The sequence below is a fragment of the Mesorhizobium sp. CNPSo 4671 genome, from assembly GCF_057784245.1.
Window position 1 is genome coordinate 409256 of sequence record NZ_JBWLUW010000003.1, and the last position, 13502, is coordinate 422757.

Annotated in this window: 10 protein-coding genes; 8 read left to right on the forward strand and 2 right to left on the reverse strand. The window is 62.7% G+C overall.

Annotated features, from left to right (window positions below):
* Positions 1-10: 10 nt before the first annotated feature.
* A complete protein-coding gene (locus AC04SF_RS10160) occupies positions 11-898 on the reverse strand; it encodes a LysR substrate-binding domain-containing protein (RefSeq protein WP_488477671.1) in 888 nt (295 codons plus the stop codon).
* 119 nt (positions 899-1017) lie between these two features.
* Between AC04SF_RS10160 and tmpA the strand changes: the two genes are divergently transcribed.
* Together tmpA and tmpB are read left to right on the forward strand one after the other, a co-directional pair.
* Entirely contained in the window at positions 1018-2169 is a 1152-nt protein-coding gene (tmpA, locus tag AC04SF_RS10165; RefSeq protein WP_488477672.1) for a 2-trimethylaminoethylphosphonate dioxygenase, read from the forward strand.
* The gene (tmpB, locus tag AC04SF_RS10170; RefSeq protein ID WP_488477673.1) at positions 2166-2750 is read left to right on the forward strand and encodes a (R)-1-hydroxy-2-trimethylaminoethylphosphonate oxygenase; all 585 of its coding nucleotides are present in this window, start codon (positions 2166-2168) and stop codon (positions 2748-2750) included. The genes tmpA and tmpB overlap by 4 nt, the downstream gene beginning before the upstream one ends.
* A gap of 200 nt (positions 2751-2950) precedes the next feature.
* Here tmpB and AC04SF_RS10175 read toward each other — a convergent pair whose 3' ends face one another.
* On the reverse strand, positions 2951-4753 hold the full coding sequence (locus AC04SF_RS10175) for an NAD(P)-binding domain-containing protein (RefSeq protein WP_488477674.1): 1803 nt from the start codon (positions 4751-4753) through the stop codon (positions 2951-2953).
* Positions 4754-5228: 475 nt separating this feature from the next.
* Here AC04SF_RS10175 and AC04SF_RS10180 point away from each other — a divergent pair, with 475 nt between their 5' ends.
* From AC04SF_RS10180 to AC04SF_RS10205, 6 genes are all read left to right on the forward strand, one after another.
* On the forward strand, positions 5229-7010 hold the full coding sequence (locus AC04SF_RS10180; protein WP_488477675.1) for an acetolactate synthase 3 large subunit: 1782 nt from the start codon (positions 5229-5231) through the stop codon (positions 7008-7010).
* Between the two features lie 78 nt (positions 7011-7088).
* Positions 7089-7664, forward strand: coding sequence for an acetolactate synthase small subunit (gene ilvN, locus AC04SF_RS10185; RefSeq protein ID WP_488477676.1), 576 nt, complete (start codon positions 7089-7091; stop codon positions 7662-7664).
* Between the two features lie 77 nt (positions 7665-7741).
* Complete coding sequence (locus tag AC04SF_RS10190; protein ID WP_488477677.1) at positions 7742-7978, forward strand: hypothetical protein; 237 nt, start codon at positions 7742-7744, stop codon at positions 7976-7978.
* Positions 7979-8202: 224 nt separating this feature from the next.
* Entirely contained in the window at positions 8203-8799 is a 597-nt protein-coding gene (locus AC04SF_RS10195) for a LysE family translocator (protein ID WP_488477678.1), read from the forward strand.
* 213 nt (positions 8800-9012) lie between these two features.
* Positions 9013-10293, forward strand: coding sequence for an efflux RND transporter periplasmic adaptor subunit (locus AC04SF_RS10200; RefSeq protein WP_488477679.1), 1281 nt, complete (start codon positions 9013-9015; stop codon positions 10291-10293).
* The gene (locus AC04SF_RS10205) at positions 10290-13451 is read left to right on the forward strand and encodes an efflux RND transporter permease subunit (protein ID WP_488477680.1); all 3162 of its coding nucleotides are present in this window, start codon (positions 10290-10292) and stop codon (positions 13449-13451) included. The genes AC04SF_RS10200 and AC04SF_RS10205 overlap by 4 nt, the downstream gene beginning before the upstream one ends.
* Positions 13452-13502 lie beyond the last annotated feature (51 nt).

A 13502-nucleotide genomic window follows, 5' to 3' on the forward strand; every position in this document is an offset into this window, starting at 1 on the left:
GCAGTGACGGTCAGGCCGAGATCTCCCCGGAAAGGTGTCTCAGCAGCCACTGGCGAAAATCCTGTTCGGCACTGGTCAGGCGTGCGGTCGACGCCTTGGTCAGGAAATGGCCCGAGGTGCTGGAGAGTTCGAAATCGGAAAGCGGCACCAGGCTCCTGTTCTTGAGGGCCGCGTCGACAAGTGGCCGCGAGCCCAGAAGCACGCCAGCGCCGGCGCTCGCGGCCTCCAGCGCCGCGACGAAACTGTCGAAGCGGTGCGACCGTTGGGGGTGGCCGGCCAATCCGGCCGCCGCGAACCATTCCGACCACATTTCGCGCGCACCGGCGACCAGAAGCAGCGGCAGGGCTGTCCAGTCGGTGGCACCGGCGAGTGCTGGACTTGCCACCGGCACAAGCCGCTCGGCAGTCAGCCTATCGGCTTCGCGTCCGGGAAAGGAGCCATTGCCGAAACGGATGTCGAGCGCCGAGCCCGGCAAATCGTAGTCGGTCGGGCGATGGATCGTCACCAGATCGAGCTGGATGCGCGGCAGCGCCTCGGCGAGGTCGGGCAGCATCGGGACCAGTAGCAGTAGGGCGAACGAGATCGGTACCCGGATCGACACCGTCTGCACGGCGCGCGGCTCGAACAGTTCCGTCGTGCTGTTGGAGATGGTGGCAAAGGCGGACTGGATGTGCGGCAGGTAGGCGGCACCCTCCGGGGACAGCGCGACGCCGCGCGCCAGCCGCGAGAACAGACGCGTCTTCAACCGGTCCTCGAGCAGCCGGATATGCTGACTGACGGCGGCCTGGGTCAGGCCGAGCTCGGTTGCGGCCGCCGTGAAATTCGACAGCCGTGCCGCCGCCTCAAAACTGCGCAGCCAGTCGAGCGGAGGCAGAGCGGGAACGGATTTTCTAGGCATTAGGAATTTTGGGTCTTTGGCCAAAAAATGATAATTTGAGTTATGCCTGTCTTATGGCCAACATGCAATCCAAACTCTGCGGACCGGGCCGCGGGGTGTAGAGGACAGGAACGGATTCCATGCTCACCCACGCGCTGATTGGCGACGACGGCAGAACGATCGAACTTGGCTGGCAGGGCGGGAGGCGCACCCGCTTTCACGCCATGTGGCTGCGCGACAATGCGCTCGATGACAAGACGCGGAGCGCCGGCAATGGCCAGCGGCTGATCACCATCCTCGACATTCCAGCCGAGACGAGGATCGGCGCGGCGGCGATCAAGGACGGCGCGCTGGAAGTCAGCTTCGTGCCGGAAGGAAAGACGGTCAGTTTTCCCGCGCAATGGCTGAGTGCCAACGCCTATGATCGCGACGAGCTTCGCGAGCCGGGTTGGACGGGCGATATCATCCAGCGCTGGACCAAGGCAACGATGCAGAATTCGGTGCCGCGCGCCAGGTACACAGCGGCCTTTCATAGTCGCAGCGTCCTGCGCGAATGGCTTTCGGCGGTGCGGACCTACGGCTTTGCGGTGATGGACGGCCTGCCGGCCGAATCCGGCGCGCTGTGCAAGGTCTCCGACCTGTTCGGCTATATCAGGGAGACCAATTACGGCCGCTGGTTCGAAGTGCGCGCCGAGGTCAATCCGAACAATCTCGCCTACACCAATCTCGGTCTTCAGGCGCACACCGACAATCCCTATCGCGATCCGGTGCCGACGCTGCAGATCCTGTCCTGCATCGAGAATACGGTGGAGGGTGGCGAGTCGAGCGTGGTCGACGGTTTTGCCGTGGCGGCCGCGCTGCAGGCCGAAAACCCGGAAGGCTTTCGACTGTTGAGTTCCTGTCCGGCACGTTTTGAATATGCCGGTTCATCCGGTGTGCGGCTGCAGGCGAAACGCCCGATGATCGAGCTTGGACCGGATGGCGAGCTGATCTGCATCCGCTTCAACAACCGCTCGCTGGCGCCTGTCGTCGACGTTCCCTTCGCCGATATGGACGCCTACTATACCGCCTACCGCCGGTTCGCCGAGTTGATCGAGGATCCCTCCTTCGAAGTGACGTTCAAGCTGGAGGCGGGTCAGGCTTTCATGGTGGACAACACGCGCGTCATGCATGCCCGCAAGGCATTCTCCGGCACCGGCAAGCGCTGGCTGCAGGGCTGCTACGCCGACAAGGACGGCCTGTTGTCGACGCTTGCGGCGATCGAACACAGCTTCAAGGAGGCCGCGGAATGAGCAGCCAGGATCTGAACGCTGACAATATCGTCGAGTTCATCGCCGACATCTTTGAGCGCCGGGGCGCGGAATCCTATCTCGGCGAGCCGGTAACGATGTCCGAGCACATGCTGCAGGGCGCATGGCTGGCCGAGCAGGACGGTGCGCCGGACGTGCTGGTGGCGGCAGCGCTGCTGCACGACATCGGCCATTACACCAGCGAGTTCGGCACCTATTCGCCCGACGATGTCGAGGACAAGCACCATGACGAGGCCGGCGGCGAGGTGCTGGCGCCGTTCTTTCCGCCCGTCATCGTCGAATGCGTCAGGCTGCATGTGGCGGCCAAGCGCTATCTCTGCGCCACCGACCCGACCTATTTCGCCAGGCTGTCGCCGGCTTCGGTGCATACGCTGTCGCTGCAGGGTGGACCGATGAGCGCAGGTGAGGTGGCGGAATTCCGCGAGAACCCGTTCCATGAGGAAGCGGTGCGGGTCCGCATCTGGGACGAGGGCGGCAAGATCGCCAACATGAAGACGCGGGCGTTTCGCGACTACGTGCCGCTGCTGCAGCGCGTCGTGCACGATTTCGCCAATCGCGCCTGATGCCGCGAGCGCGGGCGTGCCGAAGGCGCTCCCCCGGTGCAGCTCAGCGCCTCTGCCGGCAAGCCGGGTCGCCTCGATGCGGCCAGCAGTTCCGAACCGATCGAACCCATGCGCCTTCCCCAGGCATAGCGATGCATTCTGGAGGCGCGGCATTCGCCGCACCTCCATGGTGCCTGGCCATGGCCGGCCAACGGGTATCGCTATCCCTTGTGATGCACCTTCTGCAGCCCGTAGACCGGCGTCGGCAGGCCGGCGTGCCTGGCCTTCAACTGCAGCGCCAGGAACTGCGAATAGTGGCGCGACTGGTGCAGGTTGCCGCCGTGGAACCACAGCGCTTCCTGCTGCGTCGGCTTCCACATGTTGCGCAACTCGCCTTCCCAGGGGCCGGGATCCTTGGTGGTGTTGGAGCCAAGGCCCCAGCATTTGCCGACCTTGTCGGCGGTTTCGCGCGAGATCAGATCGGCGGCCCAGCCATTCATCGAGCCGTAGCCGGTGGCGTAGACGATGAGGTCCGCCGGCAGTTCCGAGCCGTCGCTGAGCACAACCGAATGCTGCCTGATCTCTTCGACGTCGACGCCGCTCTTCAGCTTGATCGAACCATCGATGATCAACTGGGAAGCGCCGACGTCGATGTAATAGCCAGAGCCGCGCCTGAGGTACTTCATGAACAGGCCGGACTCGTCGTCGCCCCAGTCGAGCATGAAACCGGCTTTTTCCAGCCCCTTGTAAAACGCCGCGTCGCGCTTCTTCATCTCGGCATAGGCCGGGATCTGGAACTCGTGCAGGATCTTGTAGGGCAGCGAAGCAAAAATCAGATCGGCCTTGGCCGTGGTGATGCCATTCTGCAGCGCCTGCTCCGAATAGAGCGAACCCAGTCCGATCTCCATCAACGTGTCGGATCTGGAGATATGGGTGCTCGAGCGCTGCACCATGGTGACGTCGGCGCCGGCTTCCCAAAGTGCCGCCGCGATGTCATGGGCGGAATTGTTGGAGCCGATGACAACAGCTCTCTTCCCGGCATAGGCATCGGGGCCGGGGTGCTGCGAGGAGTGGTGCTGGTCGCCCTTGAAGGTCTCCATGCCCTTGAATTTCGGCAGATTGGCCTTGCCGGACTGTCCCGTCGCCAGCACAAGCTGCTTCGGCTTCAGGGTGATGTCCTTGCCGTCGCGGTGTACGACGACGGTCCATTCCTTCTTCTTGTCGTCATAGGAGGCGCTCTTGGCCTCCGTCGACGACCAATAGTTCAGCTCCATCACCTTGGTGTACATTTCCAGCCAGTCGCCGATCTTGTCCTTGGGCGAGAAGACCGGCCAGTTCTTCGGGAAATCGATATAGGGCAGATGGTCGTACCAGACCGGATCGTGCAGGCAGAGCGACTTGTAGCGCTTGCGCCAGCTGTCGCCGGCCCGCTCGTTTTTCTCGACGATAATGGTCGGGACGCCGAGCTGCCGCAGCCTTGCGCCGAGCGCGATACCGCCCTGGCCGCCCCCGATGATGAGCGTGTAGGGCTGCGTCTTGAAGCCGAGCTCGGCGGCTTCCTTCTCACGCTCTTCCTTCCATGTCGGACGGTTCTTGCCCGAGCCATGCTTGGCGCCCATCGGCCGTGCGAAGCCGGCTGGTTCCTCGTGGCCTTTCAATTCGACCATGGTGGTCAGCAGCGTCCAGATCTTGCCGTCCTTCAGCCTGATATGGCCAAAACCGCGCGCCAGTTCGGTCTCGAAACTGATCCAGCCCTCGATCACCCCGCCGCTCTCGGTGGCGTCCTCGCCCTTGGCGAGTGCCCAATGCGACGGCTTTGTCTTCGACAACTGGCTCTCCAGCATGTCGCGGACCTGATCCCGACCTTCCATGGTCTTGATGTTCCAAGTGAAGGTGACGAGGTCGCGCCAGTAGCAATCCTCCTGGAAACAACCGACGGCCTTGTCGATGTCATTGGCGGCCAGCGCGCCGCCGAATTTGTCGAGCAGGTCGGACAGTTTCTTGCTTGGGGCCTTGTCGAGCATAAGTTTTCCTCCGTGAAATCCAGGCCGTCGTGGTGGCTCCTCCCGAGCCGGACGATCAAGTATCGGCAGAGAGGACGGCGTTCGTCACGCCCCACCATAGTTTCGCGTGGCTTCAAGGACTTATCCGGAAAATGCTGCTCCCGAGCCGGTCAGGGTTTGCGCGATGCAGGCACGATGCGGTGTCCATCGCGAAATCGTGACGGGCCATTTGTCGAATTGGGAAGCGCCTTCATCGCCGGCGCGATTTTTGCCGTTGACAGGGCGCCTTGCCGGCCCGTAGTGTCCGCGACCATGAAAAAGGCACTCATTCTCGTAGGAAGGCGCGTGGGCAAGGCGGTGTAACCGCCGGGCGAAAACCTCCCATGCGCAACACACAGGCTCCCTCGGGGGCCTTTTTTATTGCCTGAAACACGACTAAACGACCAACAACACCCAAATGGCAACGCCCAAGGGGCGACAGTACGGGACCAGACCGATGAGCAACGGACAGAGTGAGCGGCGCGAAATGACGGGCGCCGAAATGGTGGTGCAGGCGCTGAAGGACAATGGCGTCAAGCATGTCTTCGGTTATCCCGGCGGCGCGGTGCTCCCGATCTATGACGAAATCTTCCAACAGGACGACGTCGAGCACATCCTCGTGCGGCACGAGCAAGGTGCCGGCCATGCCGCCGAGGGCTACGCGCGCTCGACCGGCAAGGCGGGCGTCATGCTGGTGACATCAGGCCCCGGCGCCACCAATGCGGTGACGCCGCTGCAGGACGCGCTGATGGATTCGATCCCGCTGGTCTGCCTGACGGGCCAGGTGCCGACCTCGCTCATCGGCTCCGACGCCTTCCAGGAATGCGACACGGTCGGCATTACGCGACCCTGCACCAAGCACAACTGGCTGGTGAAGGACGTCAACGAGCTCGCCGCGACCATCCACGAAGCCTTCCATGTCGCGACGACCGGCCGTCCCGGTCCGGTGGTGGTCGATATCCCGAAGGACGTGCAGTTCGCCAAGGGCTTCTACGTCCCGCCGCAGATCGCGCCGCGCACCAGTTACCAGCCCAAGGTCCAGGGCGACCTGGAGAAGATCAAGGCCGCGGTCGAGCTGATGGCCGGTGCCAAGAGGCCGATCATCTATTCGGGCGGCGGCGTCATCAATTCCGGTCCGGAAGCGAGCCATCTGCTGCGCGAACTGGTCGACCTCACCGGTTTCCCGATCACCTCGACCCTGATGGGTCTGGGCGCCTATCCGGCATCGGGCAAGAACTGGGTCGGCATGCTCGGCATGCACGGCACCTACGAAGCCAACATGGCCATGCACGATTGCGACGTGATGATCTGCATCGGCGCGCGTTTCGACGACCGCATCACCGGGCGGCTCAACGCGTTCTCGCCGAATTCGCGCAAGATCCATATCGACATCGATCCGTCATCGATCAACAAGAACGTGCACACCGAAGTGCCGATCATTGGCGATGTCGGCCGGGTGCTGGAGGATATGGTGCGGCTGTGGCGGGCAACCGCCAAGGCCGACAAGAAGGCGCTCTACCCCTGGTGGGAGCAGATCGCCAAATGGCGCGGTCGCGATTCACTCGCCTACAAGATGAACCATGACGTGATCATGCCGCAGTATGCCATCCAGCGGCTCTACGAACTGACCAAGGACAAGGACACCTACATCACCACCGAGGTCGGCCAGCACCAGATGTGGGCCGCGCAGCATTATCATTTCGAAAAGCCGAACCGCTGGATGACATCAGGCGGTCTGGGCACGATGGGTTATGGCCTGCCGGCGGCGCTCGGCGTGCAGATCGCGCATCCCGATGCGCTGGTCATCGACATTGCCGGCGATGCCTCGGTGCAGATGACGATGCAGGAGATGAGTGCTGCGGTGCAGTACAAGGCGCCGATCAAGATCTTCATCCTCAACAACCAGTATATGGGCATGGTGCGCCAGTGGCAGCAATTGCTGCACGGCAACCGGCTGTCGCATTCCTACACCGAGGCGATGCCAGACTTCGTCAAGCTGGCGGAGGCCTATGGCGGCCACGGCATACGTTGCGAGAAGCCGGACGAGCTGGACGACGCCATCAAGGAGATGATCTCGGTCAAGAAACCCGTGCTGTTCGATTGCCGCGTGGCGAACCTCGCCAACTGCTTCCCGATGATCCCGTCTGGCAAGGCGCATAACGAGATGCTGTTACCCGACGAGGCCACTGACGAGGCCGTGGCGAACGCCATCGACGCCAAGGGCAGGGAACTGGTGTAATCGACGGGCCAAGGCAGGGCTTGTCGAAAGAAGCCGTGCGCAAACAAAGAATTAGATCAAGAATTTGAGATCCATGTCATGAACGCACAGCACCTTCAACCGACCGGCTCCGCCTACTTCATCGCCAAGGAAACGGAGCGGCCGGAGATCCACACGCTTTCCGTGCTGGTCGACAACGAGCCCGGCGTACTCGCCCGGGTCATCGGCCTGTTTTCCGGACGCGGCTACAACATCGAGAGCCTGACCGTGTCCGAGACGGAGCATGAGAAGCACCTGTCGCGCATCACCATCGTGACGCGCGGCACGCCGCATGTGATGGAGCAGATCAAGAACCAGCTTGAGCGCATCGTGCCGGTCCATCGTGTGGTCGATCTGACTGTCCGCTCGCACGAGCTTGGGCAGGAGCGGCCGCTGGAGCGGGAACTGGCGCTGGTCAAGGTCGCCGGCACTGGCGACGCCCGCGTCGAGGCGCTGCGGCTGGCCGACGCCTTCCGCGCCTCGGTCATCGATGCCAACACCGAGCATTTCATCTTCGAGATCACCGGCAAGGGCTCCAAGCTCGACCAGTTCATCGCCATCATGAAGCCGCTCGGCCTGGTCGAAATCTGTCGCACCGGCGTGGCGGCGATGAACCGCGGCCCACAGGCGATGTAAGGCGTTCATGCGAAATTAAAGTTCCGCAATCACGGTTGACGAAGTCTGTCTGAATTCGATCTGGGAATTGGTGACGCATGACTCCGCGACAAGAGCTGGTCATACATGTGATGATGTACGCTCTGATCGCATACTCGATCTGGGTGCTTGCCCATGCCTGGGTGACGATGACCGTTCCGGTCGGACGGACCTATAGCCTGGTTGCCTATGCAGATAATCCGACCAGATTCTGGAACGGGATTTTCTTCCACGCCGGATCCATCGTCATCCTCAGCTGGTTTCTGCGGGCGCTGAAGTATCGCCGTCGGAACTGATCCGAGATCTTGTTGCAAGATGCAATCGAGATGTCAGTTGCCGGATTTTGTCGGCCCGGCTTCGACCTTGCCGTTCGCCAGCTCCTTGCTCTCCCGCTCGATCGGACGCGGGAGGAGGCAGACATCCTGAACGGATCATCGCGGGCGCTGTGGACCAATCGATTGCAGTTGCGCCTTGGGCGGCAACCAATTTAAGTCAGCATTGCTGACCTTTGTGGGCTGTCATGTCGCTCGATGCATTCCTCGCTTTGCTGCTTTACGCCTTCGTGACCTCGATCACGCCGGGGCCGAACAATTTCATGCTGTTGGCATCGGGCGTGAATTTCGGCATCATCAGGACCATCCCGCATATGCTGGGGATCAGCATCGGGTTCCTTGTCCTCCTGCTGGCGGTTGGCTTCGGTCTGGGCGCCGTGTTGACGGCGTTTCCGGCGCTGCACACTGGATTGAAAATCGCCGGGGGCGCCTATCTGCTCTACCTCGCCTGGAAGATCGCCATGTCGCGCTCGCTGACCGGCAAGGGTGAGACCAACGCGCGGCCGATGCGCTTCATCGACGCGGCTGCATTCCAGTGGGTCAATCCCAAGGCCTGGGTGATGGCGATCACCGCTATGGCCGTCTATGCCAATGCCGAGCACCCGTTCCTGTCGGTGGTGTTGATCTCGATCGCCTTCACCATCGTCAACCTGCCGAGCGTTTCGGTTTGGGCGGGATTCGGTACGGCGCTGCGGGGATTCCTGTCGGATCCGGTGCGGCTGAAATGGTTCAACATCGCCATGGGCGTGCTGCTGGCGGCGACGCTCTGGCCGATGCTCAAATAGGATTCTCCGACGGTTCGACGGGCTTCGGCCGGCGGCCATGGCAGGCTGCACAGTCATTGTGCAGTGCACATTAAATCTTCGTAATGCCGTGTTTTGGCCCTTTTCCAACAAATGCGTGTCCTATCTATTCGGCGAAATCGCGGCAATCAGCCGTGAGTTGCGCTAGAATACGACCACCTGGCTATGGCGTGTCGGACGGAGAGGCCTTTGTCGATGCGTGGAAAAGTCATCCTTTCATTGCTTGCGATCGCCTGTGCGGGCGCGGCCTGGCTCTACCTTTCGCCCGACGCGCTGGGCAAGGTTCAGCAGCTCATCGGCGTGAAACAGGTCGCGACATCAGACAAAGCGGCAACCGACAAGCAGGCAGCCGGGGGGCAGGCAGCCGGGGGCAAGCAGGGGGCCGGTGGCAATGGCGCCCGTTCGGCCTCGATCGTTTCGGCGACGGCAACGACGGCCGACTTCCCGATCCGGCGCTATGCCATCGGCTTCGTCTCCTCTCCGGCCGTGGTCAACATCAACGGGCGGGTCTCGAGTCAGATCGTGTCGATCGATGTCAAGGACGGCCAGATGGTGAAGGCCGGCGACGTTCTGTTCCAGCTCGATGACCGCGCGCTCAAGGCGCAACTCGCCAAGGACCAGGCGACGCTCGCCAAGGACCAGGCGCTGCTTGCCAGTTCGAATTCCGATCTTCAGCGCGCCAAGGACCTTGTCGCCAAGCAGGCCGGCACACAGCAGACCTACGACCAGGCGGTAGCCGCGCAGAAGGCGGCGGCCGCAACCGTCGATGCCGACAAGGCGACGATCGACGCCGACAACGTCCAGCTTGGCTTTGCCACCATCACCGCACCGATTTCCGGCAGGCTTGGCGCCGTCAGCGTTGCCGTCGGTGATCTCGTCACCACCAGCAACGGCAACAGCAGCACCTCGACGCCGCTGGTGACCATCACAGAGATGGACCCGCTGCAGGTCAACTTCAATCTGCCGGAAAGCGACCTTGCACTGTTGCACAAGGCGCTTGCCAATCCCCAGCAAGGCGCGGTGACGCTGACCAAGGACGGCGACCCGACGCCGATCGGCAAGGGCACGCTCGATTTCGTCGATTCCAGCGTCGACACCGCGTCAGGCACGATCGCTACGCGGGCGAGCATTCCGAATGCGGACCTTTCGCTGTGGCCCGGCCAGTATGTGAATGTCGTGCTCGATGCCGGCATCATGCCGCAGATGATCTCCGTTCCCACCGTCGCGGTGCAGCCCAGCCAGAAGGGGCCGTTCGTTTATGTGGTCAAGCCGGACAACACGGTCGAGATGCGGCCGGTGCAGGTGGCGCTGACCGAAGGCCAAAACAGCGCCATCAGCCAGGGCGTGAAGGCCGGTGAGAAGGTGGTCACGGAAGGCCAGACCAGGCTGAAGAATGGCGCCGCTGTGCATGAGGGCGCCGCGGCGACCGCACCTAAGGTGGCCCAGGCGAGCAACACGGGCGAGGCGGCCCAATGATCTCCGAATTCTGCATCCGCAGACCCGTCGCCACCCTTCTGATGTCGTTCGCCCTCGTGCTGGGCGGATTGTTCGCCTACAAGTTCCTGCCGGTGGCGGCACTGCCCAGCGCCGAATTCCCGGTGGTCAACGTCTCGGCTTCGCTGCCGGGCGCCTCGCCGGAAACCATGGCGACATCGGTGGCGACGCCGCTGATCAAGCAGTTCGCCACCATTGCCGGTATCGATTCCATTTCGACCACCAACTCGCTCGGCCAGACCTCGATCGCCATCCAGTTCGTGCTCAACCGCGATATCGATGCCGCCGCCGCGGACGTGCAGGCGGCGATCGCGCGCACGCAGAAATCGCTGCCACCGCAGATGACATCGCCGCCGAGCTACCGCAAGGTCAATCCTGCCGACGCGCCGATCCTCTTGATGTCGCTGGTCAGCGACACGGTTCCGCTGACCGACCTCGATGCCTTCGCCGAAAACGTCATCTCGCCGTCGCTGTCGACCATTGACGGGGTGGCGCAGGTCTCGATCTTCGGCCAGCAGAAATACGCCGTGCGCATCCAGATCGACCCGACCGCGCTTGCCGCGCGCGGCATCTCGATCGACCAGTTGCAGGCGGCGGTCGCGTCCGCCAACAGCAATACGCCTCTCGGTGTGCTGCAGAACAACAAGCAGCAGCTCACCATCACCGCCAACACCCAGCTGACCGACGCCGCCGGCTTCTCCAACCTGATCATCGCCACCAAGAACGGCCACCCGGTACGGCTGGGCGAGGTGACCCGCGTCGTGGATTCTGTGCAGACCACGACGACGGCGAGTTGGTATGACGGCACCCGCGCCATCATCATGGCCGTGCAGCGCCAGCCTGACGCCAATACCGTCGACGTCGTCGACAAGGTCAAGGCGATGCTGCCGTCCTTCCAGGACCAGATGCCGGCCGCCGCCCAGATCAAGCTGCTCAATGACCGCTCGACCTCCATCCGCCAAGCCGTCAACGACGTGCAGTTCACGTTGCTGTTGACCATCGCGCTGGTGGTGATGGTGATCTTCGTGTTCCTGCGCCGGGTGACGGCAACCATCATCCCGGCCGTGGCGGTGCCGATCTCGCTGATCGCCACGCTCGGCGCGATGTTCCTGTTCGGCTTTTCGATCGACAACATATCGCTGATGGGCTTGACGCTCGCCGTGGGCCTCGTCGTCGACGACGCCATCGTGATGCTGGAAAACATCTTCCGCCACATGGAAGAGGATGGGCTGTCGGCCTTCGACGCGTCGCTGAAGGGCGCCCGCGAAATCGGCTTCACCATCATCTCGATCTCGATTTCGCTGGTGGCCGTGTTCATTCCCGTGCTGCTGATGGGCGGCGTCATCGGGCGCATCTTCAACGAGTTCGCCGTCGTGGTGACGGTCGCCATCCTGGCATCGATGTTCGTGTCGCTGACGCTGACGCCGATGCTGTGCTCGCGACTGCTGTCGGTGACCAAGGCCGATCGCGACAAGCACGGTCCTGGCCACAAGCAGGATCTCGTCACACGCAGCTACGATCGGGTTCTGACGTTCTGCCTGCGGCACACCTTCCTGGTGTTCCTCGTCTTTGTCGGCACTGCGGCGGCGTCGGTGTGGCTTATCCAGGTCTCGCCGAAGGGCTTCTTCCCGCAGGAGGATATCAGCCAGATCTCGGTGACGACCATTGCGCGCCAGGACATTTCTTTCGACGCCATGGCGAAGCTGCAAGGGCAGGTGGCAAGCGTGTTCTCTCATTCGCCCTATGTCTCGCATGTGGCGTGGTCGGCGGGCAGCGGCAACAATGCACTGAACCAGGGGCAGCTCTATGTGCAGTTGAAGGACAAGAGCCAGCGACCCAACATCGAGAAGGTGCAGGCTGACCTGCGCAAGCAATTGGCTGGTGTGGCGGGCATCGAGACCTACATGCAGCCGGTGCAGAATCTGCGGCTGGGCTCGCGCTCGTCGGCGAGCGCCTACCAGCTCGTCGTGCAGGGCCTCGATACCGGCCTGACCGACCAGTGGGCGCAGAAACTGAATGACGCGATGGCGGCCGACCACACGACCTTCACCGACGTTACCAGCGACCTCCAGAACAATGCGCTGCAGGCGTCGCTGGTCATCGATCGCGACAAGGCTGCCCAGCTTGGCATCGATACCGACACGCTGCGCTCCGCCCTCTATGGCGGCTTCGGCACTGACCAGGTTTCCACGATCTTCGGTTCGGCCGACAGCTACGAGGTCATCACCGAGCTCGACCCCAAGATCGAATGGTCGCCCGAGCGGATGCTCGCAATCCAGATGCGAACGGCGAGCGGCTCCCTGGTTCCGCTTGGCGCCTTCGCCCGTGTCGATCGCACGGCCGGCGCCCTGACAGTCAACCAGCTCGGGCAGCTTCCGGCCGTGACCATCTCCTACAATCTGCCGCAAGGCGTGGCGCTGGGCGACAGCGTGAAGCGCATCGATGCGCTCAAGGAGCAGATCGGCATGCCGACGGCGATCTCGACCAGCTTTGCCGGCACGGCCAAGACCTTCCAGGATTCACTGGCCAACCAGGGTCTGCTGGTCGGCGGCGCGATCCTGACCATCTATATCGTGCTCGGCATTCTCTATGAGAGCTTCATTCACCCGCTCACCATCCTCACCGGCCTGCCGTCGGCGGTGCTGGGCGCGGTCGTTGCCTTGCGCTTTGCCGGCATGGACCTGTCGGTCATCGCGGTGATCGGCATTTTGATGCTGATCGGCATCGTCAAGAAGAACGGCATCATGATGGTCGACGTCGCCCTTGAATTGCGACGAGAGGGCATGTCCGCCAAAGACTCCATCCACAAGGCCTGCCTGATGCGATTCAGGCCGATCATGATGACGACGTTGGCGGCACTGATGGGCACGTTCCCGATCGCGCTCGGCACCGGCGCCAGCGCCGAGCTGCGCCAGCCGCTGGGCGTTGCCGTTGTCGGCGGCCTGCTGGCTTCGCAGGCGCTGACGCTGTTCGTGACACCGGTGATCTACGTCTACATGGAGAATTTCTCGGGCTGGCTGGTCGGGCTGATGCCGAAGCGCAAGCCCGAACTGCATTCGGTCGAGAGCGCCGACCAGCCTTCGCTGTTCGGCATCAACGACGACATCCCTGTCGAGCCGCAGAAGACGGCCGCCGAATAGCCGGCCAACGGGCGCTGATTTCCGCTGGCCCAAGCCGTCGTGCTTGCGGCC

What these genes read in the sequence shown, in the direction of transcription:
- AC04SF_RS10200 (WP_488477679.1), top strand. Translation starts at nt 9,013, where the DNA reads ATGCGTGGAAAAGTCATCCTTTCATTGCTTGCGATCGCCTGTGCGGGC.
- AC04SF_RS10195 (WP_488477678.1), top strand. Translation starts at nt 8,203, where the DNA reads ATGTCGCTCGATGCATTCCTCGCTTTGCTGCTTTACGCCTTCGTGACC.
- ilvN (WP_488477676.1), top strand. Translation starts at nt 7,089, where the DNA reads ATGAACGCACAGCACCTTCAACCGACCGGCTCCGCCTACTTCATCGCC.
- tmpB (WP_488477673.1), top strand. Translation starts at nt 2,166, where the DNA reads ATGAGCAGCCAGGATCTGAACGCTGACAATATCGTCGAGTTCATCGCC.
- AC04SF_RS10175 (WP_488477674.1), bottom strand. Translation starts at nt 4,753, where the DNA reads ATGCTCGACAAGGCCCCAAGCAAGAAACTGTCCGACCTGCTCGACAAA.
- tmpA (WP_488477672.1), top strand. Translation starts at nt 1,018, where the DNA reads ATGCTCACCCACGCGCTGATTGGCGACGACGGCAGAACGATCGAACTT.
- AC04SF_RS10190 (WP_488477677.1), top strand. Translation starts at nt 7,742, where the DNA reads ATGACTCCGCGACAAGAGCTGGTCATACATGTGATGATGTACGCTCTG.
- AC04SF_RS10205 (WP_488477680.1), top strand. Translation starts at nt 10,290, where the DNA reads ATGATCTCCGAATTCTGCATCCGCAGACCCGTCGCCACCCTTCTGATG.
- AC04SF_RS10180 (WP_488477675.1), top strand. Translation starts at nt 5,229, where the DNA reads ATGAGCAACGGACAGAGTGAGCGGCGCGAAATGACGGGCGCCGAAATG.
- AC04SF_RS10160 (WP_488477671.1), bottom strand. Translation starts at nt 898, where the DNA reads ATGCCTAGAAAATCCGTTCCCGCTCTGCCTCCGCTCGACTGGCTGCGC.